The sequence below is a fragment of the Paraburkholderia sp. JHI869 genome (assembly GCF_038900775.1).
In the GTDB taxonomy this organism is placed as follows: Bacteria; Pseudomonadota; Gammaproteobacteria; order Burkholderiales; family Burkholderiaceae; genus Paraburkholderia.
The window spans coordinates 37,182-62,720 of the sequence record NZ_JAYMSC010000033.1 but is presented as its reverse complement, the minus strand read 5'-3'; the positions used below and the strand labels follow the sequence as shown (position 1 = coordinate 62,720).

The 25,539-nt window shown below is 65.8% G+C and carries 20 protein-coding genes; 3 read left to right on the top strand and 17 right to left on the bottom strand.

Features of this window, described 5'->3' with window-relative positions; genetic code table 11:
• Nucleotides 1-7: 7 nt before the first annotated feature.
• The 15 genes from VSR72_RS36060 to VSR72_RS35990 all read right to left on the bottom strand — a co-directional run bounded on the left by VSR72_RS36060 (nt 8) and on the right by VSR72_RS35990 (nt 14,548).
• A complete protein-coding gene (locus VSR72_RS36060) occupies nt 8-325 on the bottom strand; it encodes a hypothetical protein (protein ID WP_342957011.1) in 318 nt (105 codons plus the stop codon).
• A 16-nt stretch (nt 326-341) separates the two neighbouring features.
• Nucleotides 342-890 (bottom strand): phage baseplate assembly protein V, encoded by a 549-nt coding sequence (locus VSR72_RS36055; protein ID WP_342957010.1) that lies wholly within the window; start codon nt 888-890, stop codon nt 342-344.
• On the bottom strand, nt 887-2,017 hold the full coding sequence (locus VSR72_RS36050) for a hypothetical protein (protein WP_342957009.1): 1,131 nt from the start codon (nt 2,015-2,017) through the stop codon (nt 887-889). Before VSR72_RS36050 ends, VSR72_RS36055 begins: the two co-directional genes overlap by 4 nt.
• Nucleotides 2,017-2,439, bottom strand: a complete 423-nt coding sequence (locus VSR72_RS36045; protein WP_342957008.1) for a LysM domain-containing protein — start codon at nt 2,437-2,439, stop codon at nt 2,017-2,019. The genes VSR72_RS36050 and VSR72_RS36045 overlap by 1 nt, the downstream gene beginning before the upstream one ends.
• Entirely contained in the window at nt 2,436-3,086 is a 651-nt protein-coding gene (locus VSR72_RS36040; protein WP_342957007.1) for a hypothetical protein, read from the bottom strand. The genes VSR72_RS36045 and VSR72_RS36040 overlap by 4 nt, the downstream gene beginning before the upstream one ends.
• Complete coding sequence (locus tag VSR72_RS36035; RefSeq protein ID WP_342957006.1) at nt 3,083-6,922, bottom strand: DUF4157 domain-containing protein; 3,840 nt, start codon at nt 6,920-6,922, stop codon at nt 3,083-3,085. Before VSR72_RS36035 ends, VSR72_RS36040 begins: the two co-directional genes overlap by 4 nt.
• On the bottom strand, nt 6,919-7,149 hold the full coding sequence (locus tag VSR72_RS36030; protein WP_342957005.1) for a hypothetical protein: 231 nt from the start codon (nt 7,147-7,149) through the stop codon (nt 6,919-6,921). The genes VSR72_RS36035 and VSR72_RS36030 overlap by 4 nt, the downstream gene beginning before the upstream one ends.
• Entirely contained in the window at nt 7,146-7,958 is an 813-nt protein-coding gene (locus VSR72_RS36025) for an ATP-binding protein (RefSeq protein ID WP_342957004.1), read from the bottom strand. The genes VSR72_RS36030 and VSR72_RS36025 overlap by 4 nt, the downstream gene beginning before the upstream one ends.
• Nucleotides 7,959-9,050: 1,092 nt before the next feature.
• On the bottom strand, nt 9,051-10,295 hold the full coding sequence (locus VSR72_RS36020) for a DUF4255 domain-containing protein (protein ID WP_342957003.1): 1,245 nt from the start codon (nt 10,293-10,295) through the stop codon (nt 9,051-9,053).
• Nucleotides 10,292-10,978: a hypothetical protein gene (locus VSR72_RS36015; protein WP_342957002.1), complete on the bottom strand. Its 687-nt coding sequence runs from the start codon at nt 10,976-10,978 to the stop codon at nt 10,292-10,294. The genes VSR72_RS36020 and VSR72_RS36015 overlap by 4 nt, the downstream gene beginning before the upstream one ends.
• Entirely contained in the window at nt 10,975-11,685 is a 711-nt protein-coding gene (locus VSR72_RS36010; RefSeq protein WP_342957001.1) for a hypothetical protein, read from the bottom strand. Before VSR72_RS36010 ends, VSR72_RS36015 begins: the two co-directional genes overlap by 4 nt.
• 19 nt (nt 11,686-11,704) lie before the next feature.
• Nucleotides 11,705-12,232 (bottom strand): phage tail protein, encoded by a 528-nt coding sequence (locus tag VSR72_RS36005; protein ID WP_342957000.1) that lies wholly within the window; start codon nt 12,230-12,232, stop codon nt 11,705-11,707.
• Between the two features lie 10 nt (nt 12,233-12,242).
• On the bottom strand, nt 12,243-13,829 hold the full coding sequence (locus VSR72_RS36000) for a phage tail sheath C-terminal domain-containing protein (RefSeq protein WP_342956999.1): 1,587 nt from the start codon (nt 13,827-13,829) through the stop codon (nt 12,243-12,245).
• A gap of 41 nt (nt 13,830-13,870) precedes the next feature.
• Nucleotides 13,871-14,248, bottom strand: coding sequence for a hypothetical protein (locus tag VSR72_RS35995; RefSeq protein WP_342956998.1), 378 nt, complete (start codon nt 14,246-14,248; stop codon nt 13,871-13,873).
• Between the two features lie 42 nt (nt 14,249-14,290).
• The gene (locus VSR72_RS35990) at nt 14,291-14,548 is read right to left on the bottom strand and encodes a hypothetical protein (RefSeq protein WP_342956997.1); all 258 of its coding nucleotides are present in this window, start codon (nt 14,546-14,548) and stop codon (nt 14,291-14,293) included.
• Nucleotides 14,549-15,102: 554 nt separating this feature from the next.
• On the opposite strand from VSR72_RS35990, the gene VSR72_RS35985 reads away from it, so the two are divergent.
• Genes VSR72_RS35985 through VSR72_RS35975 form a run of 3 tightly spaced genes read left to right on the top strand, consistent with a single transcriptional unit; the run spans nt 15,103 to nt 22,428 of the window.
• A complete protein-coding gene (locus VSR72_RS35985; RefSeq protein ID WP_342956996.1) occupies nt 15,103-15,858 on the top strand; it encodes a hypothetical protein in 756 nt (251 codons plus the stop codon).
• Nucleotides 15,859-15,904: 46 nt separating this feature from the next.
• Nucleotides 15,905-19,210, top strand: a complete 3,306-nt coding sequence (locus VSR72_RS35980) for a CHAT domain-containing protein (protein WP_342956995.1) — start codon at nt 15,905-15,907, stop codon at nt 19,208-19,210.
• Nucleotides 19,207-22,428 (top strand): CHAT domain-containing protein, encoded by a 3,222-nt coding sequence (locus tag VSR72_RS35975; protein WP_342956994.1) that lies wholly within the window; start codon nt 19,207-19,209, stop codon nt 22,426-22,428. Before VSR72_RS35980 ends, VSR72_RS35975 begins: the two co-directional genes overlap by 4 nt.
• A 9-nt stretch (nt 22,429-22,437) precedes the next feature.
• Here the strand turns inward: VSR72_RS35975 and VSR72_RS35970 are convergent, their stop codons facing one another.
• Nucleotides 22,438-23,217 (bottom strand): hypothetical protein, encoded by a 780-nt coding sequence (locus VSR72_RS35970; protein ID WP_342956993.1) that lies wholly within the window; start codon nt 23,215-23,217, stop codon nt 22,438-22,440.
• A gap of 519 nt (nt 23,218-23,736) precedes the next feature.
• Nucleotides 23,737-25,221: an ATP-binding protein gene (locus tag VSR72_RS35965; RefSeq protein WP_342956992.1), complete on the bottom strand. Its 1,485-nt coding sequence runs from the start codon at nt 25,219-25,221 to the stop codon at nt 23,737-23,739.
• Nucleotides 25,222-25,539 lie beyond the last annotated feature (318 nt).

Below are 25,539 nucleotides of genomic sequence, written 5' to 3'. Positions count from 1 at the left end.
GTGCGGCTCAGGTGGCGACGACGCGCATCTGCACGACGACGGGCACGAGCGGCGTGCCGGTCGGCGCGCACAGCGACACGCCGCCCTGGATCGCGAGCGGCTGGCCGAGCGCGCTCACGCGCGCGGCGCCGAGCGTCCATTGGCCCGTCGCGCACGGGCCCGGCGCGGGCGACACGAACGGGCAGCCCGCGACGGCCCAGGGCGCAACGATGGTCGCGACGGGCTGGCCACTCACGAGCACGCGCGGCACGGGCGCGGTGGGGAGAGCACTGCCGCCGTGGGTGCAGAGCACGGTGGCGCCCAAATGGAGAACGGGACCGGGCATGATCGCCTCCTTTACCTCAAATGACGGTGAGCGCGCCGAGATTGATATCGACCACGTTGGCGGTCAGCGTGATCGAGGCCCCCTGGCCGTTCTGGATGAAGATGCCCGCGTCGTTGACCACGAGCATCGCGCCGCTCAGGCTCTTCAGCACGACGCCGCCGGTGGCGGGCGTGGGCGGCGCGTCGCTGAGCATCAGCATTTGCTGGCCGAGCGTTTGAAGGCAGATGTTGGGCGAGCCCGGAATGCCCGCGAGCGCGAGCGGCGGAACATCCGAGGGCGCGCCCCAGCGGCAGCCCACCCACACCGGTTTTGACGGATCGCCCTGTTCGAACTCGACCCAGACGCCCGCGCCGATGGGCGGCACCATATACACGCCCATCGGCGGGCCGGTCGGCCCCGCGAGCGGCACGCACGGCTCCGCCCAACTGGTCGGCGTGAGGTCGGACACGTCGGGCACCTGCAACAGCAGGCGGCCGCGCATCAACGGATCCAGGTTGTCGAGCACGGTGCCGCGAAACTTGCCGTAGAACGTACGCGCCTGCGCTTGGGTGGTCGAGGCTGTCATGGCGTGACTCCTGAGACGTTGGCGACAAGCCCGTCGCGCGACAGGCTGAAGTTCTGCTTGTATTCGCCGCGCTTGAGCGAATGCGTGACGGTGTTCACGTAGTAGAGGCCGTCGTAGGCGATGCCCGCGCCGCGCACGCCGACCATCATCCGCGCGCGCAGCACCTGGCCGTAGCGCAGCACGTCGAGCGTGCCCTGCGCCGTGATCGAGTCGTTGGCCTTCCACAGGATGCCGAGCGCCTGGTTGCCGGCCGCGGCGAGCGAGAGCGTCGCGCCGCCTTCGTAGAAGTCCACCTGCGAGGGGGGCGTGATGCGCTGGCCCATCGGCGGGCGCAGCACGCTGATGTCGGGCACCGGAATCGGGATGGGAATCTTGTGCGTGAACGGATCGAGCACGGTGACGACAGTGACCTTCTTCTGCGTGCCGTCGAGGCTGAAGCTCAGCGTCTCGACGTTGGTCGCCGCATCGGAATTCACGGTGAGCGCGGGCTGAGGATCGGGTATGCGGATGTCGGGGCCGAAGTACGCGATGTTCGCGCCGGCCACGGGGCCTGGCTCGATATAGAACACGTAGCCGCTTTGCTCGGCAAGCTGCTTCAGGTACGCGAGGTCGGTGCCGATGTGCGTGGGCACTTCCTCGGTCGGGTTCGATACGTCGGGCAGCACGGGCGGCACCGCAATGGGCGCGATGCCGAGCGCCGCGTATTTCGCGAGGATCAGGTAGACGCGCGCGATCACCGGCATCGCCGGATAGCGCATGAACGGCATCTCGACGAGATCCATCATGCGGCTCAGGTCTTCGCCCGTAAGCGTGAGCGTCGATTTGCCGACGTCGTTGCTCGGCGTCAGTTCGTGGCGCGTGACGACGCCGTCGGCGATCACGTTCGGCTGGCCGTTCACGGTCACGATCAGAATGATGCGCGTGACGATCGGATCGAACGCGCCCGAGGGCAGCATCGAGGTGAGCAGCGACGAGCCCTTGCCGACCGTGAACGTGAGCTGAAAGCCGGTCAGTTGCCCCGAGATGCTGACCTGTGCGGTCTGCAAGGCGTCGATCATTTCCTGCGGCGCCGGTTGCGGCACGACCGGGCCGATCAGGATCGACAGATGAATGCCGCCGTTGAGCATCACGCGCCTCCGTTCGCGCCGCCGCTGTTGCCGGTGCCGATGGTGCCGCCCGTACCCGATGGCACGTTCTCCGGCAACGTGATGCGCAGGATGCGCCCGAGCGTGTCGGTCAGCTCGGTTGGACGCAGCGCTCGGTTGGCATCGCACAGCCGCCAGTAGAGCAGCGGGTCGTTGAAGTATGCGTAGGCGAGCGTATCGAGCCGGTCGCCCTGGACGATGGCGTGACGCTGCAACGGCGCGAAATGCTCGGGCGGCGGGACGACGCGGCGCATCAGATAGCACACGGTCCGGCCGTCGGGCAGCGTCATCGTGCAGGTCGGCACGCCGTAGTAACGGCTGTTGGGCGCGAACGCCTGGCTCGCGGCGGCCGAGCCCTGAAGGATCGATTCGAGCGTGTTCAACGCGTTGCTGGCTGCGCTCATGGAATGCCTCCAATGCCGAGCGCCGAGAGAGCGGGCGAGGGCGCGAGGCCCGCAAGCCGCTCCTTCGCCTGTAGATAGTTGAGAAAGATCGAGGTGCCGCGATGCGTGAAGGGCAGATCGTCGACGGTCAGCGTGCGCAAGCCGAGACTGAGTTTGGCGCGGATCGGGTTGAGCGACGGATCGAACGCGTCCTCGGTCACGCTGAAGTCGGTCACGCGCACCGGCACCACGCGTTGCGCGCTCCAGACGAACAGCGTGAGCGGCGACTCGCTGGGCGCGATTTCGAGCGTGCCGGCCTGGGCGAGCGTGTTCTGGTTAATCAGTTCTACTGAAGTGGGATTGAGCAGCGCTTCAAGCGCGGCGATCTGCGGCTGCAGCCCGTATTGCACGGCATTGGGATTCTTGTCGGGGAACTCGAGCTGATCGGCAGCGTCGAGCTCGGCTTCGAGCTTGAAGGTTTCGATGGCGGGACCCTTCAGACGCAGCGCCTCGGAGCGGTCGCCGCCTTCACTGATGCCCTGGATCTGCAGCGTGCGCGTGACGGAGTCCGGGTTGTACTGGAGGCTGATCACGCGCAGCACCTTGCCTGTCGACGGATCGAGCAGCACGATGCCTGCCTTGACGAGGCGCGGAAAGAGCTGGCTCATAGCTCCCTCTCATTGGCACTTGCGGAGCCGAAGACGTTCTTGAGCAACGTCTGCGGATCGAGGTCGGGCTTGGTGACTTCGATGTCCGAAGGACCGGGCACGTCGAGCCCTTTATCGGAGCTATACGTCAGCGGCTTTTTCACCTTGACGCCGAGTGTCAGGCCGGTGTCGAAGCTGCGTTGCGCGAGCGTCCACTTCTTCTCGGTCTCGACCTTGAATGGGCCGATGCCCGCCGACGCGCGCACCGACGCTTCGAGTGCGAGCCGGATCGCCAGGGCGAGGGTCGCGGCGAAATCGGCGCTCAGCGTGTAGACGGACTTCGCGTAGGTAAGCGAAACGTTCGATAGCACTTCGCCATTGAGGCTTGCCGTGGCGCTGACGGTCAGATTGCCCGATACCTCGGCGACGACCACGTCGAACACGACCGATCCCGTGATCGCGCCGGTGATGTGCGCAGATGCGCCGATCCACAACTGGCCGCCGATCTTGAACGACAGGTTACTGTCGTCTTCGAGCGGATCGAAGCTGGCTTCGGCAGCGGCGTTGCGGATCTCGCCTGGGCCGATCTGGTAGCCCGCGGACAGCTCGCCCTCGATGCGCGCCTTCAATCCGACCGGCCCGATGCTCGCGCCCGGAATCGGAATGCTGATCCCCGCTTTAAGCAGCGTCGCCTGGCCGCCAAAGGCGTCGAACAGATGGATAGGCTTGACGAACGCGAGCTTGCCGCCAACGTGCAGCTTCTCGTCCTTGTCGAGCGCGACGGAGCCAGTCGCCTCGACGCCTTCGCGCACGACGATCGTGACGGAGCCGTCGCCTGTGAATTTTTCGGTGGGCAGCAGCTCGATGTTGAGCTTGCCGTGCGCGCGGCCCTTCGAGAATTCGAGCGAGCCCTTGCCCGAGAAGCGGCCGTCGAGATAGTGGATTTTCAGCTTCGCGTCGAACCCCTTGTACTGGAAGCCAACGCTGTTGGCTTCGGCCTCGAGGTGCTCGCCGTCGTATTCGACGTTGAGGTTGACGGGGTTCATGCGGGGGACGTCGAAGATGCCTTTGCCCTTGAACATCCAGCGGCCCTGGTCGTTGCGCAGCGTAAGCGACGCATTCGTCACGCGCGGCAGATCGAGCGTGACGGTGCCTTGCGCGTCGATGGCGAGTCCTTCGCTCGCGTTCTTGAAACCGACGGTCACGTCGCCGCTCTTTACCCACTTGAACTTTTTTTGCAGGTCGGCGGCATGGGCCGTGACGCCGCCTTTCCAGCCGTCGGTTTTCGAGTATTCAACGGTGCCGGTCGCCTCGACGCCGGGCAAATGCGCATTGAGATCCCCCTTGAAACGCGGCCCGTTTGCGTCGGCGCTGGCCGTGAGCTTCGCATCGAGCAGGCTCTTGCCGCCCGGCGCGTAGTTGAAGGCGAGCACGCCCTTGGCCGAGAGAACGGGCGCGAGCCCCAGCTCGATCGAGGCTTCGGTGACCTTCGTGTTCGGCAGGGGCGGCTTGATCGTTTCCGGGTCGATCTTCTTCGCGAGTCCGAGGCTGCCATCCTGCGATTTGTAGGCGACGTAGAGGCGCCCGAGCAACGGCACGGTGGAGTCGATATAGCCGCTGAAATCGAGGCCTGTTTCGGTCTCGGTGAGCGACGTGATCTCGCCGGGCGAGAGGTACGGATAGTAAAACTTGATGCGCGTGTCCGCCTTCGCGTTGGCGAGCGTGACGACGTGCAACTTCTTCTCGACATTGAGCTTGACCTTTTTGCCCTTGCCCTTCTCGCCCGCGCCGAAGTCGAGCGGCAGCCTTGTATCGCTGCGTGTATCGATGTCGGCTTCGATGACGTCGTTCCCACCGGCGCCGTGCGCCAGCGTCTTGAAGAGCAGGCCGGGAATCAGCGTGGCGGCGGCGTTGTTACCGAGCTCGGTGAAGGTGACGATCCGCTTTGAGGTGGGCTTGTCGGCGAACTCGTCCGGCACGGTCATTTCCGTCTGCTGGTGGCCCTGCGCGGTGGAGAGCACGTAAAGCGAGGTCCCTTCGCGGCCTTTAGCGCCGGCGCCGACTTTCCCGCTTTCCACGCATTGCTCGACTGCAAGACACGATGGCTGCTTCTTGTTGCCCTTGCTCTTGCATTTGGCCTTGGACTGGGTCGACTTCTTCGGCGTGGCGGCCTGGAATACCAGTTGAACCTGTTCGAGCCCGTTCGTGTCGAGCATCGTCGATTTCTTGATTGCGGCGGCGAGCCCGGAAAGTTCGGCCCAGATCGTGCCGCCCGAGGACTGGTTGTCGTCGGGGTCGAGCGCCTGAATGTTCTCCTTCGTATTGTTGCCGCCGAGTTGCAGTTCGACGAGGTGATCCATCTCGCAGAGCTTGCCGTTGGCGTTCGGAAACGTCTTGTCGCCGCCAGCGTCCTGCCAGTTGGCGTCGGCGTCCTGCGACGACCAGCCGAAGTTCGCGAGCCAGCGGTTGCGCAACTGCGTCGTCGCCGCGCGTTTTTGCCATAGCCCGGCTTGCGGGTCATTGCCGAGCATGATGATCGACTTGAGTGCGCCCACGCCCGCAAATGCGTTATAGAGCGCGCCCGCATCCGGGCCCTTGGTTTTGGGCACCACGAAGCGGTCGACGAGGAAGGTGCGCAGTTTCTTGATCGAGCCGTCGGTGGGGTCGTCTTTCGTTACCTTGAAGTTGAGCGTGCCGAGTTCACCTGCCTCGACGTTTTCGATATCCACCTCTTTCGGCGTCTTCGATCGGGGCTTCGCCGCGCGTGCCACGGCGGGTGCGCTGCGCGTGAGGCGCGGAGCACCCGCGCGAAGCGTCTGTGGCACGTGCGCTTGTGGGTGGGGCTTCGTGTGCGTTTTTGCGTGTGTCTTCGCGTGGGCCGCCGTGTCGTCGCGGGCTCGTGCGGGCGTGTCGCGCGCGCCCGCGTGCGCCGGCGCCGCGCCTTGCTGCGCGACGTGCGCGAGTTCGTGGGCCAGCAGGCGCGCCCCCGATTCTGTGCCGGGCCGGTATTCGCCGCTCGCGAACACGATATGTTCGCCGAAGGTGAACGCGCGCGCGTTGAACGCATCGGCGGCGCGCGCGCCGCGCGGCCCCACGTGGATGCGCACCGCCGAGAAGTCGCGGCCGAAGCGTTGTTCCATGAACGCGCGGGCAGCGTGGTCGAGCGAGGCGCCGCGTTCGTCGAGCACGTCGGCGAGCGTCGTTGAGGTTACCTGGCTCGCAGGGCCGCGCGCTTTGCGTTGCACTCGCGGCGTGGTTTCGAGCTTGCGCGGCGGGGCGGGCGGCGGCGCGCTCGCGTGTACGTCGGTGGCGCCGCGCGGTGGCGGGGCGGCGAGCGGCGCCCCGGCCGGTGGTTTTGCGGCGTGCGTTGCGGTCGGCGCGGGCTTCGGATTCATCGGATGCTTGCCTGGCCGCTTGAGCGGATGACTGAGGCGGTCGAGACCGGCGCGCATGTGTTCGGAGTCAGCGCGATATTTTGCGTGCGAGTCAACCGCCAGCGGCCTTTTCAGTCCGGTCTCGCAGACGCAGTCCGGCCGGTCCGGCGCGCCTTCGTGGTTCGGGCCCAGCGCGTGCCCGTCGTGATCGTATCCGTCGTGACCGGGCTTCGCGGGCAGCGACTGGCTCTTGTCGTGCGCATCGCGCTGCAACGTCCCCGTCGATGCGCTGAGCGCGGCGGGCGGCGCGTGGCGCATCACGGCATCGGCAGCGTGGTCCGCTTCGTGTTCGAGCGCGTCGCCCGTCTGCGAGACGCGCGACTTCTCCTGACAGTATGGGCAGCCGTCCTTGTGCGCGTCTTTCGCCTTGCGTGCGAGTTGCGGCGGCGCGCGCCGCAACGGAACGAACCCGCGCGCGCTCATGTGACGCTCCGCACGAGCGCTTCGGCGAGCGCGCGGGCAATGCGGCGGGGATCGTCGTCGCGCATCGTTGCGTGCAGCACGTTCACGCGCAACGTGCGCCAGCGCGCGCCGCCGGCGAGTTCGGCGCACGCGGCAAGCTCGGCTGGCAGATGGGCCAGCACGCGCCGCGCGCTCCGCTCGTCGAGCGCTGCGAGCCCCAGTTGCGCGATGTCGATGCGCACCTTCATCGCACGTCCTCCCGCAGCCAGCTTTCTTGCCACGGTTTGTCGAGTTTCACGCATTCGGCGCGCGCCGCCGCGATCACGTGTTCGAGTTCGATCGTGCCGCTCGCGAGTGCGGCGCGGCACGCGGCTGACCATGCGATGGCCGCGATATGGCCGCCCGCAATTGGCAGGCGTGCGAGCCGCGCGAAGGGCAGCGGCGCGCATGGCGCCTCGGCGGGAAACGCGCGGGTCCAGATGTCGTGACGCGCCGCCTCGCCGGGGAACGGAAAGCGCACGACGAACGCGAGTCTGCGCAGGAACGCGGCGTCGAGCGCGCGGTCGAGGTTGCTCGTGAGGATCGCGAGCCCGTTGAACGCCTCGACGCGCTGCAGAAGGTAGGCGATTTCGAGGTTCGCGTAGCGGTCGTGGCTGTCCTTCACCTCCGAGCGCTTGCCGAACAGGGCGTCGGCTTCGTCGAAGAGCAGCACGGCGCCGCCCGCGTCCGCGGCGTCGAACACGCGCGCGAGGTTCTTCTCGGTCTCGCCGACGTACTTGCTCACGACGCGCGAAAGATCGACGCGGTAGAGATCGTGTCCGAGCACGCGCGCGACGATGCGCGCCGCGAGCGTCTTGCCCGTGCCGGGCGGCCCGCTGAAGAGCGCGGCGATGCCGTGGCCGCGTCCGCCGCGGCGCGTGAAGCCCCAGGCGTCGCCAACCACCGCGCGCGCCGCCGCGTGTTGCGCGAGGTCGTGCAACTGGCCGGCCTGTTCGGCGGGCAGCACGAGGTTGCCCCAATTCACCGGCGAATCGATGCGATCCGCGAGCCCGCTCATGCCCGCTGCCGTGAGCGCGCGGCAGGCGCTCTGCGCGGGCGGCGCGGGTGTCGTCGTCGGTCGCGGCCTGCGTGGCAGGCGCATCAATTGCGATTTGCTCGGGCGCGTGACGGAACTCGGCGGCGAGTCGCAGCGCGCCCTCGCGATTGAGCGCGGGATGCGTAGCACGCCAGCGCGCGGCATGCGCGACGATGCCGCTGTCGCCGATGCGCAGCAGCTTTTGCGCGCGCAGGCCCCCCAGCGATGGCGGGGTATCGGCGGCGACCACGCAGGTCGTGAGCCGCTCCAGCGCATGAAGCCAGCGGGCGGGCCAACCGCTCGCATCGACGACGAGCACGTTCGCCGCGAGCGCCGCTTCGCGCCGCCAGCGGCGCTCGAATTCGAGCGGATCAGGGTCGGCCTGTTGCGCGTCGGGCAGCGTGAGCAGCCATGCGTTCGCGTCGATGAGGCGCGCGGCGTCGAGAACATGTGCGCGGCGCTCCGCGGCCGTGCCGCCGCACAGCACGACGAGCGGATCATCCTCGTCGGCGAGCGCCCGGGCGAGGGCGTCGGCGAGTGCCGCGTCGCGCGGCGGCGGGGCGTGGCCCGGTGTTTGGCCTGGCAAGGCGCTAAGCCACGGCGCAAGCCATGCGTCGATCGTCGCGACTTCGCAGAGTGCGAACACGACGCGCTCGTCGGCATACAGCGCCCGCGTGGCGAGCGCGCCGTCGCCGCCGAAGCGCACGAGGTCGAGCGCGCGCAACGGCGCATGGGGCGCGAGCGCGGCGGGGTCGGACGCGCCGAACAGGCGCCACGCGAGCGCGAGGGTGGGCCACGGGTGGCGCACGTCGCGCGCCGTCATGAGCGCGAGCACTTCGCCGTCGAGGTCGGGCGCCGCTGCGAACAGCAGCAGGGCGCGCGCGAACGGCGACAGCGCGAAACGCCCGGCAAGCTCGTCGAGCGCGGAGCCCGGCGCGGCGGGCCAGGGTCCGGCCGCATCGCCCCTCAGTTGCGTCTTCAACCAGTCGAGCTGGCGGGCGAGACCGCTTGCCGTGCTGCCGTCCATGCTTTTATCTGCCGTGCCAGCGTAGGCGACTTGTTCAAGCGTGCTCATCAGGTCACCCCGATTGATGGTTTGCCCGGCGCGCCGCCCGAAAGATCGACCGCGGACTGCACGCCGTCGACGCTCAGCCGCACGAGCGTCGCGCCGGGCGCGAGGCCGGCAGGCACGCTCACGCTGATCGTGGTCGTCGTGTAGGGTGCCGCGGCGGGCTTGGTCCGCGGCGGCACGATAACCGCGACTTCGCCGAACAGCACGCTCACGTCCTGATCGAAGCCGACGGGCGGCGTGACGGTGAGCGTGAGCGTGGCACCGCGCGCGATCGTCAACGGCAGCGGATCGAAGCGCGGAATCAGCATGAACGCGACCGAGTTCGATTCGACGCCAGGGTGCTGTCCACCGCCCAGCGCGCCGAAATCGACGGCCTGAACCAGATAGACGGGCTGCACGCCCGCAGGCACGGTGCTGGGCACGCTCGCCTGCACCTGCGTGCCGGTCGCGCCTGCAAGCGCGTTGGTGTTGACCGCGCCGATCTGCACGGTGGTCACGCCGGGTTGCCACAGTTGCGAGCCGGTGAGCGTGAGCGTGTCGCCCGCCGTGGCCGTTTGCGGCTCGATCGCGTCGATGCTCGCGTTCAGGAACGTCTGCACCTTGAGATTGGCTCGCGCCACCGGTTTGGCCGCCGCGACCTGGATGGTTTGCTGAATCAGCACGCACGACGCCACATACGCGGCGCTCGTGCGGTACTTCGCGCCGAATGCGGTCCACAGCCGCGAGATCTCTTCGGTCGAGAGCACCTCGGGCGTGAGCTTCACAACCTCGAACTGATCGGCGAGACCGGAAGTCGCGATCGCACGCAACTGCGGCGGCAATGCATTGGGATCGGGCGGTGTAACGCCCGTGAGCGCTGCGCGCAGCCCGTCGCGCGACAACTGCGGCGTGTCGTGGAGCACCTGCATGCCATAGCCGAGCAAGATCTCGGAGTGAAGCTCCTGTGCGCCATAGGCCATCAGCAGATAGTGGAGATCGAGTGCGAGCGGCGGATTGGAAATGCGGTTGCCGTCGCTGCTGAATGCCGGGTAGCCCATGTTGCGCCAAGCAGCATTCTCGATCACCTGATAGAGAAACAGGTTGAGCTGACTGCGCGCGTCGGCGCCGTCGACAGGCACGCGATCCGGCGGCAGCGCCGTGACGGACACGTCGCCGACCTGGGCCGCTACTTCGTCGTCGAGCACGCCATCGGTGAGCAGGTTCTTGAGCGCCTGCGTGACCGCCGCGACTGCGAGTGCCGTGCTCATCGCTTCGCACTCCTTTGGGCGAGATAGTCCGCGAGCGTGAGACGCGGCGTGCGCACCGCACCGTTCGTTACGCTCGTTACGCACGGCGCGGGCGGCGGCGCGACTTCGACGCGGCCAATGTGGATGTCGATCTGCAATGGCGCAAGCGCAGGGGCAGTCGGTGAACCAGGTGCGCCAGGTGCAGGCTGTGGGCGCGCGCTTTCGGCGTGCCGCAGTGGCGCGCGTGGCACTTCCGCGTCCGCGCGCTTGCGTGGCGCGGATGGGCTCAAATGCTCTATGTCGTGCGCAAGCGCTGCCGGTGGATTGGCGGCGCGCTCGCCCGGCATGGGCGTGGGCGCAAGTGGCAGCGTGGCGCGCGGGTCGAGCGGCGCATGTTCGCTTTCATGATCGCCTTCGTCCTGCCCAGGCGCTCGCGCCCATACAGACGGCGCGCGATGCGGCGCGGCGAGGCGGGTCGGCTCCATGCCAGCGCCAGCGCGAGGCTGAACCACGCGCGCCGGTTCGACGAACGCGACGTCCTCGTGCCAGCGCTCGCGGGGCGCCGCCGCGTTCACCGGGTCGTCGTCGATGGCAACGGCAATGCCAATGGCGGGATCGCTATCGTCATCGGCGAAGTCCCTGCGCGGCCGGATGCGCGCCAGCTCGCCGCGCGCGCGCGCCAGCACGCCGCGAATGAAGTTCATATGGCCTCCGCGCGTGCGAGATAGAAGCGCCGCCGCCACGCGCTCATCGCGAGCACGTCGGCCTCGCGCCAGCCGTAGGCGCGGCACAGCCGCGCGACGTCGTCGAGCTGGTCCTCGACCCAGTGGCGCATGCGCTCGAACACGAACGCGCCGGCGTCGAGCGGCACGGCATCTTCAGCGCCACACGTGGGACAGACGAGATCGAGCGTGAGATTGGCGAGCGGCGCCAGCGCATCGAGCCTGGCCTCGCATTGCGCGCGCAAGGCGGCGGGCAGATCGTTTGCGGTGCGCGCTTCGCTGTTGCATTGCGCGCTCCTCACGCAGCGGCTGAACAACGCCGCTTCGCTTGCCTCGCCCGCCGGGAAATCGAGTGCAGCGAGCACGTCGTGCGTATCGGGCACGCGCAGACCGACTTGCCACACGCCGTCGCGCACCTCGGCGGTATCTACCGGGACGCGCTCCAGCGCGGCGAGCGGCACACGGATCTCCATGCGCTCGCCACAGTGCACGCAGGCGGTCTGCGCGTCCAGCGCATCGCCCACGATGCACGCGGCCAGCCGCAGCGCGTCGTGTTCGCGCGTGCCCACGTCGAGCGCGAGCGGATCGCCGGCCCCTTCGCGCAGCACGGCCACGAGCGTGGCCGTGCGCGTCGCCGCCGGCTGCGCGAGTGCCGCCTCCCAGGTGCTGATCAGCGTATCGAGGTCCATGATCCGTGCGCTCGCGCGCTCAGTTTGGCGGCAGCGTGAAGCTCGGTTCGGTCGGTTCGATGACCGACGTATCGCGCTCCCACCCTTCGTTTTCAAGCTTGATGTGCTGGATCGCGACGGCATTCGCGTTGGCGTCGAGATCGGGCAGCGCCTGATACTCGGACACCCATGCGCGATAGACCTTGTACGCAATCGCGAGCTGCCCCGCTTCGTTGTAGACCTCGAGGATCAGGTTCTTGCGGAAGTCCTTGAGCGACACTTCCGCGCCGAGCCCGGCGCCGAGATCCCACACCTTGTTCGCCCACTGCTCGAACGCGATGTCGTGCGTGACGCCGCGCTCAAGGGTGAGCGACTCGTGCTTGGTGCGGCCCGGCGACTTGCGCGGCGTTGAAGGATCGCCGCCTTCGCGGTGCTCGATGACCTCGGTCGTGCGCTTGAGCGCACTGCACTTCGACACGCCGGCCACGTAACGGCCATCCCACTTGAGCCTGAACTTGAAGTTCTTGTACGGATCGAAGCGCGTCGCGTTGACGGTGAACTGAGCCATGCGGAGTCTCCTAGGACGCCTGAGCGATCATCTGCTGGATCTGGATCACGACGAACTCGGCCGGATTGAGCGGCGCGAAGCCGACGAGGATGTTGACGATGCCATTGCCGATATCGGTGGGCGTGGTGGTCTCGCTGTCGCATTTGACGAAGTACGCGTCCGCCTGGCTCGTGCCCTGGAACGCACCCTGACGAAAGAGCGTCTGCATGAAGTCGCCGATGTTCATGCGGATCTGCGCCCACAGCGCCGGATCGTTCGGTTCGAACACGACCCATTGCGTGCCTTGATACAGGCTCGATTCGATATAGAACGCGAGGCGGCGCACCGGCAGATACTTCCACTGGTCCGCGAACATGTCGGCGCCGCGCAGCGTGCGCGCGCCCCACACGACGAGGCCCGTCACCGGGAAGTTGCGCAGGCAATTGCCCCCGAGCGGGTTGACGAGCCCATTGTCCGCGTCGGTAATGAGCGCGGGGTTCATGCCGTCGTACGTCAGCGCGGAGACGCCCGAGAGCGACGCATCAATGCCCGCGGGCGCCTTCCACACGCCGCGCTGCGCGTCGGTGCGGGCGTAGATGCCGGCCACCACGCCGCAGGGTGCGAACGATTGCAACTGGTTCTGATAGTTCGGGTCGGCGATCAGGAGGCGCGGGAAATAGATCGCGGCGTTGTCGGCCGCCGTGATGACGGCGGCGCTCGTGAGATCGCCCGCGGCCTGCGAGCTTGAAGTCCAGCTCGACGGTCCATCGACGATGACGACGGCGCGGCGCGGCGCGCAATACGCGACCGCTGCGTCCCATGTCGTCTTCGCCAGGTCGTTGCCGATATCGCGCGTGAAGGGCGGGATGCACAGCAGATTGAAGATCTGCGCCTTGTCCAGCAGATAAAGCCCGGTTCCCGCGCCCTGCGCGCTCGCGCCGACCACCTGGTCATCGGTGATGGTGGCCCCGTCCGAGCCTTTCGTGAAGACGTTGGGGGCCGCGCTGGCCGCGGTCGTGCAGTTGGCCGCCGCGAACGGGTCGTCGCCGGGATTGAGGTTGCCGTTGCTGGGCGGCACGTTGGCGCCGGTGACGACGGCGCGGACCAGCATCGACTGTTGCTGGAGCACGGTCACCACGTAGCGCGCATCGGTCGCCACGATCGACAGGTTGCGCCACATCTCGACGACGCCCGTGCCCATATCCTTCACGAACAGATTGAAGAGGTTGGGGTTGGTCGGCGGGGTGCCGGTCTGGTCGTCGATGTGGATGCACAACTGGTCGCCCCACGAGCCTTCGCTGGCCGCCGTGAGCGTGAAGGTGGGGGAGAGCACGAACTGCGTTGCACTCGCGGCGTTGACGACGCGGCAGATCAGCGCCTGGGTGCCACCGTTCTGGAAGAAGTGCTGCACTGCATAGCTCACGGTGCTGTCGATCGACAGCCCGCCGTAGTAGCGCGTGAAGTCGCCATAGCTCTGCACGAGCAGCGGCTGGTCGCTCGGGCCGCGCAACGTGCGGCCCACGAACGCGGTGATCGACGTGGCGACGCCGGTGATGGTGTGCTGCCCGCTGGGCAGTTCTTCGACGTAGACGCCGGGAGAGGTCAGGGCGACGGGCATCGTGGTTCCCTCGTTGACGGTTGATGGAGGAAGCGACCGTGTCAGGTCGCGTTGCGGCCGACGAGCACGTGAATCACGATGTCGCCGTCGGCGTCGCCACCGTAGCTGAAGGCGAGTTGGGCGTCGCCGTCGCCGAGCAGCGACACCGCACCCGAGCCGACGAGTAGCAGGGTGCCGTCGAGCGCGGCGGTGATCGTGCCGGTCTTGTAGGTGAGCTTGGGGTCGAGGATCGAAGGCTTGACCATGAGCAGCGACACGCCGGACCACTTGCCGGGGACGACGCTCAACGTGGCGCCCTGGGCCTTCGTCACGGTGACCTGAAGCTTGTCGTAGCCGTCGACCGCCGAGTTGCCCGCGTGGGACAACTGTGGTCCGCCTGTCGCGCTGGCGGAAAGATTCCAGCTGAGCTTCTCTGACATGGTGCCTCCAGCGCGATGGGCGCAGTATGCCAATATTAAGCACTACATATATTTGTGCGGTAGCCTCGGCAGCGACCCGGCCGACCAGACCGAATTGCCGTCGGGCAAGAGCGTTTTCGTGATCCGACCTTCGCTCGCCAGGTGTTCCAGCGCCGCTTCGACGAGCGCAAGCGCCACCTCGCGCCCCGGCAGCCACCAGCGCTGGATGCCGCGTGCGCTGTCCGCCGCAGCGGGGTGCTGCTGCAGATAGTCCACGATGCGCGACTTGATGGTTTCGACCGGGGGGGCCGCACTCTTCATCGTTGCCCACCTGCGTGATGGTGCGCATCACGCAAGTGTCGTACCAATGGCGGGGCGGCGAAGAACGGTAAAGGGAAAGTAGAACGGCGCGGCAATACGCGAATGCGCACGCATGGCGAATCTGCCATATGGGAACCCCCCGGTGAACACGCACGAGCGGGATGAAGCGCGGCACACTGGGTGAGGCTTTCGTGCCTCACCCTTGAGGCGGAATCAGAGCAGCCATGCGCTGGGTGGAATCGAGGAGAACCGCGCATCGCGTTAGCAAACCGTCGGACCCGAGGCGCGTCCGATGAAAAGGACATGAGTGGGGCGCGAGTGCGGCACGCGAATCAAACGCAAAAACGGCATTGCCCGGCGAAAATTATCGCCTATGCTTTCACTGGGGTTACGCGTGTTCGAGCGGATCGTCGGCCATGCGCCCCCGGTCTACCTGCTTGCCAGCCGTCGGCGAGCGATCTGCCTGGCGTACCGATTATTTTGTTTGCAGTTCTTTATATATCGACAGGACGCGGTGTGTCCGGACGAGCCGCGCGTGCCAGAAGGTGAACGTCATGTCTTCCTTCGACCAGTTGCTCTTGCAGACCATTCAGACGCCGGGATTGCTGTCGCCCGATACTTCGCTCGATGAGGAGCGCAAGGAGTTCGAGAGCGAACATCCCGAACCGCCGTTGCTCGTGCTCGACATCGCGCCGATTTCCGACCGCGCGATCAACATGATCATCGCTTTCGAGGTGACGAGCGAAGCCGTGTATATCCGGCTCTATCAGCACCCGACCTGGCCAAAAGGCAATTCGGGCGTGACGATCGGCATCGGCTACGACATCGGATATACGAGCGCCGCGCAGCTTGCAAACGACTGGTCGGCGTCGCTGGGCGCGGCGGCGGTGACCACGCTCACGCCGGCATGCGGCAAAACGGGCCAGGCCGCAAGCCAGATCCTGCCGCAAACAAAAATCGTCACTGTCCCATTCCCGGCGGCGGACGCCGTGTTTCGCCAGACCGACGTGCCGCGCTACACGTCGCGCACGCTTGGGGCGCTGCCGGCAGCTGCGGCCAACCTGAATCCCGATTGCCTCGGGGCCCTGGTTTCGCTCGTGTTCAACCGCGGCGCGTCGTTCAACGCCGCTGGGGACCGCTACACCGAGATGCGCGCAATCAGCAGTGACATCCAGAATCAGAATTTGGCGGATATTCCGGCACAGATCCGCTCGATGAAGCGTCTATGGGCCGGAGATCCGAATATGGCCGGCCTCGTGCAGCGACGTGAGCTGGAGGCCGTGCTGTTCGAAGAGGGGCTTGCCGAGTGAGTGGCGTGCAAGGCCCCCGTGCAGGCAGCACGCGAAGGAGACCGCGATGCCGATCCGCAACATTCCCGGTAGCGATATTGCCTACTACTTGATCCTGTTCGACGAGAACGGCCGCGAACGCGCCGAAGCCGACGGTACGATGCTGAGCGCCGCGGTCATGGCGCGGCTCGCGGCGGCCGACGATCCGATCACTGACGTCTTCATGTGCAGCCACGGCTGGCAAGGCGATGTGCCGGCGGCGATCGACCAGTACGATCGCTGGATTGGCGCGATGGCGCAGTGCGAGGCGGACCTCGCCGCCATGGAGGCGCGCAATCCGGCCTTCAATCCGATGGTGATCGGCGTGCACTGGCCGAGCTTGCCGTGGGGCATGGAGACCGTCCCCGCGACCGCGAGTAGCACGACGGCTGCCGGTGTGCTGGCGCCCAGCGCGGGCGCTTCCAGTCGCGACGCGATCGACACGTTGGCCGCGCAACTGGGCGCCGACGCGACCGCGCAAGGCGCGCTGGAACGCATCTTCGCCTTTGCGGACAAGGCAAGCGACACGAACCTGCCGGGCGCCGTGCTGGCTGATTTTGAGACGCTTTTCGCATCTTCGAAACTGCGCACGGGTAGTTCCGCCGGCCGGCCGGGCGCCGATCAGGACGGCTTCGACCCACAGGCGATCGTCGACGCGCTCACCCCTGAGCCCAGCACGGCGGCGGCTACGCCGCATCTGCTCGGTATCGTCAGCGCGGTCAAGGGCGCGGTGCTCGCGCCGCTGCGGCAGCTCTCGTTCTGGAAGATGAAGGACCGCGCCCGCACTTTCGGCGAGGGCGGCGCGCACGCGTTGCTCGGCGCGATGCAGAACGCCAGCGCAACCGCGCGATTTCACCTGATGGGACATAGCTTCGGCTGCATCGTCGTGTCGGGCATGATCGCGGGCGAGAGCATCACGAGCGCCGCAAGCGCTCCCCCCGCACTGCGCCGGCCCGTCGATTCGCTATTCCTGGTGCAGGGCGCACTGTCGTTGTGGTCCTTCGCTGCCGATGTGCCGTTTGCGCCCGGCACCTCAGGTTACTTCTCGCGCATCCTCGATACCGCGCTGGTTCGCGGACCGCTACTCACGACGAAGTCGAGCTGGGACACTGCAGTCGGCAAGTTCTATCCGCTCGGCGCGGCGGCGAAGGGACAGTTTCTGCTGGGCGCCGATTCGTTTCCGAAGTATGGCGGCGTCGGCGCTTTCGGCATTCAGGGTGCGCCCGAAACGATGGCGTTGACGCTGGGGGCGCTCGACACGCGATATGACTTCAGCGACGCGCACGTATTCAACTTCGATGCGAGCGGCGTGATCCGCAACGGCAGCGGCCCGGCCGGTGCGCATAGCGACATTGCGCATCCAGAGGTCGCGCATGCGTTCTGGTCGGGTGCACTCGCGGGTGCGTCGGGGGCTGGCGCAGCACACCGCGGCGCGGCTGCCGCCGAGCCCGCCGAGCCGCCGGTCGTGCCCCCGCCTATGCGCGCGCTGCCGCCGCGAGGCGGCCTGCTCGGCATCGAGGAACCGTTTGAGGCGCCCACTGCCGCACCGATCGTGGTGCGCGGCGGGCTGCTCGACATCGCCGAGGCGCCGGGCGCATCGCCACCCGTTGAGGCCGCAGCAGCCGCGCCAGGCAGCGCGCCCATGCCTCCCGCGTCGGCGCGCTGGATCAACGCCGAGTTCGAGGACAAGGAGCCCGCCGATCCGCTCGTCAAGGGGGAGTGGCATACGCTGGCCTTCGGCGTAGACGTGAGCGCGCATCAGGATGCGTCGGCCAGCGTGGTGTTCGCGGAGCGTGGCGTCTTCGCGCCCGGCGACGCCGCCATCGTGCTCACGGTGCAGATCGACACCGACGACTTCGACGTTTCCGGGAAGACGGGCTTGATGCGCGTACCGCCCACGGGCAAGGGCTACTCGAAGGCGCGCTTCGACATTGCGCCGCGCAAGGACGGACCGTGCACGCTGAAGGCGACGATCCTCAAAGACGGTCAGTTCATCCAGCAGATCGACCTGACTTTCGACGTGGGATCGACGACCGCCCCGGCCGTGCAGGTCGCCACGCGCGGCCGCGGACTCGACGGCCTTGCCGTGCTGCAGCCGCGCGACCTGAGTCTGCAAATCTATCCGGGCACGGCGGGCGATTACGAATGCGTGCTGTGCGGCGCTGTCGCGACGCATGTGCGCTTGCCAATCAACGCTGCGTTGATCGACGCGTACATCGACTCCGCACGCGACAGCCTCATGAAAGTCGTCATGTACCAGTCTGGCGGCAACTATGTATTCCAGAGCGGTATCAACGTGCCGCAGGATGCGCTCGACTACGCTTTGCCGATCATGGCGTACGCCGGCGCACTCCTTCTGAACACGCTTTTTTATGGCCCCGGTGCGGGCGACGACGTGCGCGCCGTGGGCAACGTGCTGCGCCAGCTCGGCACGCGTCCCGATCTGCAGTTGAAGATCCAGATTGTGGCGCAGACGCTGCCGGTGCCGTGGCCGCTGCTCTACCTGGGCGACGTGAGTGACGAAACACAATTAAGCTGGGACAATTTTCTCGGCATGCGGCACATCATCGAGCAAATTCCGTTGCAGAATCCGATGGCGGTGACCGAGCCGGAGATCGCGAGCGTGCCGAGCCTGAACGTGAGCCTGAACTTTCATGCGGGCATCGATGCGCAAATGGGCATCGGCGTGGTTGCCGCGCAGCGCACATTCTGGCAGGGGCGCGCGGGCACAACGATCCAGGATCTGCAGAATCGCAACGACTTCATCAACGCGCTGCGTCAGGCAGAGTCTCCGTATCAAATCCTTTATCTCTATTGCCACGCCGCCTCGAAGGGTTTGACGAATGGTGGCCCAGGCGCATCCTGCATCGAACTCACCGACGGGCTCGTCAGCCTGAACGACCTGAAGCTGCGCGCGCCGACCGGCACGCGACTGGCCGGCAAGCCGCTCGTGTTCATCAACGCGTGCGAGTCGGCGGAACTGTCGTCGACGTTCTATGACGGCTTCGCACCGTACTTCATGGACAAGGGCGCGCGCGGTGTGATCGGCACCGAGTGCAAGACGCCGGCCCTCTTTGCGAAGGCTTGGGCCGACCGTTTCTTCGAGTGCTTCCTGGCAGGCGTGACGTTGGGCGACGTCATGCTCGGCCTGCGCGACGAGTTTCTGAAGGCGCATCATAATCCGCTCGGCCTGCTTTACGCTGTGCATTGCGACGCCGATACACGGATTGATCCTGCGTTGCAAACGTCGACGGCACCGTCCGTCGGGGCGACAAGCGGCGCAGCGCGCGATCCTGGCGACGCGCCTGCGACCGCGGCAGGAGCGTCGGGATGAGCGTCGTCTACGGCCTTGACGACGCACCGGATCCGGGCGTATCCGCTTCGCCGGCGGCGGCGCCCGGCGCTCCGGACGTCGTGACGCTACGCGGCACATCGCTCGGCCAGCATCGTCCGGTACTGACGAACACCGCGTTGCACGATTCAGCGCAAGCCGACGCGTCGAATGCATCGACCGTGTCCAGCGCGGCGCTGCGGATCGAGGTCATCAACGCCGACCTGAAGTTCGTCGACGAACCCGTGATGTGCGGCCACTATCGCGGAAGTGTTCTGGCCGGCGCGGAATGCGTGCTCGACTGGCTCGTGGGCCGTGCAATGAGTACGTCGATCCGGCTCGGGCGCTATCCCCAGGGGCTCAAGGCGCAGCAGGTCTTCGTCAACGCGTCGGTCGATCGCGTCAATCCGCTGCGCAGCATGCCGCGTCCGGCGGGTGTGATCGTCGTCGGGCTGGGCGATGAGGGGCATTTGCGCGCGAGCGGGCTCGTCAATGCTGTGCGGCTGGGCGTTATCGCCTGGGCGCAACATCTGGCCGAAGAGGCGCGCAGGCGGCAGGGCTCGGCCGGCGTGCCCGTGCGGTTCGATCTCGCGGCCACCCTTGTGGGCAGCGGCGGCACCGGCATGTCGCCAGGAATGGCCGCGCGGTCGGTAGCGGAAGGGGTACTGGAGGCGAGTCGCTTGCTCGCCGCGGTGCCCTGGCCGAAAGTCGGCACGCTGAGGCTGGTCGAGCTGTATCTCGATCGCGCTGTCGAAGGTTGGCGCGCCGTGCAACTCCTGAGCGAATCGGCACGAGGCTGTTATGAAGTGCAGCATTACGTGCGGATCGGAACCGGCGCGCTGCTTCGTCCGCTGGAGTCGAGCTATCGCGGCGCGGATTTCGATCTGATTTCCGCGGCCACGCAAATCGATCAGGACGGCACATCTTCCATCGTGTACACGCTCGACACACGCCGCGCCCGCACCGAAGTGCGCGCGGTCGCGGCGCAAGGGCGGCTGCTTCAGGAACTCGTCAGTGTGGCGTCGTCGAGCACGTGCAACGACGCGAGCGTCGGGCGCACGTTGTTCAAACTGCTCGTGCCCGTGGAGATGCGGCCGTTGCTCGACGGGTCGAGCGAAATGCAGATCGAGCTCGACTCCGGAACCGCGGGCATCCCGTGGGAACTGCTGGATACGACTCGCGATCTGGAGAGCGCGGATGCCACGGGCAGTGGAGGCCACAAGCCTTGGGCGATACGCACCAGACTGCTGCGCAAGTTGCGTACGCAGGAGTTTCGACGCGAGGTGGAGGATACGGGCCGCGAAGCGCCGATCCTGCTGATAGGGGATCCCTGCTCGGACGACCGCCGCTATCCGCTGCTGCCGGGCGCGCGGCGCGAAGTGCGCGCGGTGCGTGATCTTTTGACGAATGGGCTTGCAGGGGCGCGGCGCGTGACGACGCTCGTCGCGGACTCGGACACCGCACGCGGTCCCGACGCACGCGAAGTCGTGGTCAATCTGCTCGATAGTGACTGGGGCGTCGTTCATATCGCCGGCCATGGCCTGCCGGTCACCGACCACCTCGCGAGCGCCGCCCCCCTGGCGCCGGAACCCGCGGCTTTTACTGCAGCCGCCGCGAGCACGGGAAGCCCGGGCGCGGCGTCAGCCGGCGCGGCTGCAAACGGCAACGGCGCAGGGTTGTCCGACCCGCGCGTCACCGAAGGGGCCGCCGCTTCGAAGAGCGCTGCCGTGCGCGCGGGTGGCGTGGTGCTCTCGAACGGCGTCTTCCTCGGCGCGGACGAATTCGCGAAGATGCAGCGCGTTCCGGAGCTGGTGTTCATCAACTGCTGCTATCTGGCTCGTAGCGATCCGGGCAGTCTGCTGGAAGCCGCCGTGCCGCCGCCTTTGAACCGGCCGTACTTTGCAGCGAGCGTGGCCGAAGCGCTGATCCGCATCGGCGTACGTTGCGTAGTGGCGGCGGGATGGGCCGTCGATGACGTCGCCGCCGCGAAATTCGCCACCAGCTTCTATGACTCATTGCTCGATCGCCGCCGCTTTCTCGACGCAGTCGCAATGGCGCGCGAGGCGGCTTATTCGCCGGACAACAACACTTGGGCCGCGTACCAGTGCTATGGCGACCCGGACTGGTATTTGCGTGCACCGCTGCTGGACCATGACAGGCCGACGGCCGACGGCGCGTGCCGACGCGAGTTCGGAGAGAAGGCGTTGGACGACCGCTACGCGTGCATCGCCTCTTCGCATGGCCTGATGATCGCCTTGCGGCAGATCCAGACCGAACTGCGCGTCAACAATGCTGACGTCGCGGCGGCTAGAACCCGGCTCGATTTCCTGCATGCGCAGTATGCGCAGCCGGCGCCGCACTGGGAGCGCATCGGCGAAGTGGCCGAAGCGTTCGCCGACGCCTGGAAGGAAACCGGCGATCTGGAAGAGGCCGCGAAGTGGTATCAGATGGCGGTTCAAGCCAACGACGGCAGCGCGACGCTGCATGCGACCGATCAGCTCGCCTTTACACAGGTTCGGCTTGCGCTGCACCGCGTGCGAGAGGCCTCGGTGGGAGGCGACGCGGCGCGCCTGCAATCCGCTGTCGAAGCGGCGCGCAGCATATACGCCGCGACGACCTCCAGCCAGGGCCATCTCGTCAGCCTGTATCCCTCGATGGAGCGGCTAGCGTTATGCGGATCGGCAAGCATGCGGCTCGCGATGGTGGAGCGCTTCGCAGGCTGCCGCGAAGCGCAGTTGGCTGCGATCATGCAGGCCATGAGCCACTACATCGAAGCGGAAACGACAGGTAGCAACACAGGCGATGCCAGGGTGTACTACGTACGTATCCAGCGCTATGCGATAGAACTTGTCGCGCATCTCGCCGGGCAACTCGAGTCGTACCGCGAGCCCGACTGGAACAAAATCGGCGCGGTTTCGCCCGAGGACGATGAGGCCGAACCCGACTTCTGGAGCCGTTCGGCGCGCAGCACGGTGTGGATTTATGAGAGCGTCGCGCACGGCACACTTGCGCAAAACATGCAGCAGGTGATGAGCGATCTCGCGGATTTGCACCGATGCCTGCCCGCGCACAATAACTGGAGCGCGCTCTACGACCAGTGCGATTTCGTGCTTTCCGAGTACGCGCGAGTATCGAAAGAACCCAAAGAACGCGATGCGGCCAACTCGCTGCTGGCGCAGCTGTTCGACTGGACCGCGACCGATACGGCACTGGGATCTTAGCGGGCGCCATCAAAGGTCTGGCAACTGGCTGATATAGCTCTTGCTGTGTTGCGCGACGCGATTGCTGAGGTCGGGTTCCAGCGAGTCGAGAATCGCAGTTTCGATCTGCGCCTGCGAAGCGTAGTGCGAGAACTGGACGTCCTCCTGCCTCGCCTTGAAAAAGAGCACCTGCGTGACGACGGCGTTGGCCTTGATCACGAAGGCCATGAGCGAGACGACGAAACTGCCGTCGGGCGTGGTTTCGGCTAACGCGACCTGAAAACTCGATGCATTCACAGCCTGCGTCTCGCGCTCGAAGATCGTGATCCAGGGGCTGCTCGTATCCATGCTCGCGAGCGCGTTGAGCGTCGTGCTGATGAGCGAGAGGGCACTCACCGCACCGGGCCCGAGCAGGAGAGTCGCGACGGCAAGGATTGCTTCGTGCGTTTTGAATTCGTTCGCTGTGTTGGCGGTGTGAGTCGTTGTCGTCGTCTGCACGAGCCAGCCGATGTTCGCGAGCACGGACGTGTATTGCTTGTACCAGGCGTCGAGGTCGCCGCCGTCGGGCACCGCGCGGCGCGCGACGAGTTGCGCAAGCAGCAGCGAGTTCGTGACGCCGAGTCGGCGTTCAGGCGGCACGCCTTGAGCGAACGTCACGACGCCCGATCCCACGACGACGGCCTGGTCCTTGTTCTCGTCGAAACTGGGCGTGGTGTCGTCGAGCAATAGCGATGCACGGGACCTGTCGATGGGCGGCAGTGTGACGCCGAGCAGGTACGTGCGCGCGGATTCGATCGTTACGGTGGCCATGAGCGGCTCCTTGGGGAATATGCCTGCTTCGCAGTACATCGTAGTTCAGGGGCAGCGGGCGCGCTGCAGAATCCGTGTGGAGCGAAGCGTAGGAATGGACTTTGAGTTAGGTCGTCGCCGCACTCCGGCGACGTCACCCTCGTCAGTGTGTGTTTCCATATGTTCAATTTTAGGATAAAAATAACTGCATTTCGATAAGAATACTTATCCTAATGGTGCTATTTTCGTCGATTTTTCGAGAAAACCTTCACCACGTTGCATAGGAGGTTGCATCTTCCGGCGCGAGCCCGGCGAAAGCAACCGATGCGGCAGACGCGCGGGCAAATTGGCTTGCCGAAAAGCGGCGCCGCGAGGGCGGAATCCGCCCCTAAAAATGCGTTTCAGTTCGTCATGCAGATGAATGCAATACGTTCATGATCGAAGATCGAGGCATTTGCCGTGTCGACCGGCTGAATTCGCAATAAACGGCGGACTTCGCCGGCGCTTTAAGGATCAGGCAGCCTGCCGCCGACGGGGCTATCACTCGCAGTTGCTTCGAAACTCTGGCGTGGCGAACGCCGGGATACTGAACTCGACGGTCGCACCATGTCCTACATTATTTCGCACTCGCATTTCACCGCCGTGCGATTGAATGATGGCTTCGCAGATCGATAGACCCACGCCCATGCCGTCTGACTTGGTCGTGAAAAATGGCTCAAAGAGCCTATGGACATCTTTCGGGTCGATACCTGCACCCGAATCGCACACTGCGATGATGACGTCGCAGTCGTCGCCTCGACGCGACTCGATGACAAGATCGCGTGGGCGGTCATTCACCGCATCCATTGCCTGAATACCGTTCATGACAAGATTGATCGTCACTTGCGCGATCTGTACCCGGTCCCCACGAGCTGGAGGCAGGTTGGGATCGAGCTTTGTCTTCAGCGTTACCTGGTAATTCAAGAGCTCGCGCTGCACCAGAGGAATGACGTCTCTGACCACGTCGTTGATCGCAATGCGAGTCACCTGTGGCGGATTTCGCTTCGCCAGCGCGCGAACGTGCTGGATGATTTCGGTTGCGCGCCGGCATTCGGCGGAAATACGGTGCAATGAAGACAATGCCTCGTCGACGTTCGGCAAGGCTCGATTTAGCCACATCAGACCGGCGGAACTGTCGGCGCCGATCGCTGCGAGAGGCTGCCTGAGTTCGTGTGCGACCGAGGCCCCCAATTCGCCTATCGTGGTGGCACGGGTCACACGTCCCAACGCTTCTTCGTTTCGTTTGCGCGCGGTGATATCGGTTCCGGTTTCGAGGATCGCAGCAGGTTCTCCCTGCGTGTTTCGCAAAAGGGAGCAACGTGTTTCGGCTGTTACGATCGCGCCGTTCTTAGCCGTATGAACGACCTCGCCTTCCCAGTAGCCGGTTTCCAGCAAAGTCTGCTTTATCTCATCGAAATCGACGGGATACCGCGAGCGCAGGAGCGAATGTGACACCTTCCCAATCGTCTCTTCGCTTTTCCATCCGAGGAGCGCTTCGGCACCGCGATTCCAGAAGGTGATCGTGTTCCCCATGTCGCGGACTGTCACACTGTCGTGAGTGAGCTCGAGAAGCATTGCTTGTTCACGATGGATTGCCCCGAGTTGGCGCGTGCGGTGCACAAGCCAGGTGACGGTTGATGAGGCGATGAAGAACGTAGTGAGAGTCCAAAAATCCACAGCGAGATCGACACGGAAGCTAAAGATCGGCGAAATGAAGAAGTAGTCGAGGCAGCCGACGGCGATCACCGACAACAGGATCGAGGAACTAAAGCTAGCGATTAGCGCCAAAAAGACGATCTCTGCCATGCAGACCGATGCAGCGATCGTCATCCTCGCTCCAAGATGGGCGCTCATCCACGTCGAAAGTATTAGTGCAGCGCCGCCGAGGGGCAATGCAAAAGCAGTCAGACGCGATTGCCCGATCCGGTCAGCCATCGCACTCGGATGCATCGCCCAACGCGCAGGGCTCACAACACGATTGTTCATATGTTTTCCACCCCATGACGCCGACTCGCCGCTCGGCCACTTCTGTTAGGGCCGCCTGCAAGGGGGCTATCGGAAAAGTCAGAGTCGACGCGCCGCGTCACGTGGTGATGCCGGCACAGCCCGTCTAAGCCGCTCTGTCTAAGGTAGTGCATACCTCGGACGGAACGGGCGAAGATTATCCGCGGCCCAGAATCGAATTGCGCGCAGCTGGCGGCTTCGGGAAATGCACTGCCGACGATTTTTGTGACAGGATTCGCGCCCGTTGCGCTGCGAGAACAGGTTTCTTTACACGGCGCGCTGGCCCTGCTCGAAAAAGCC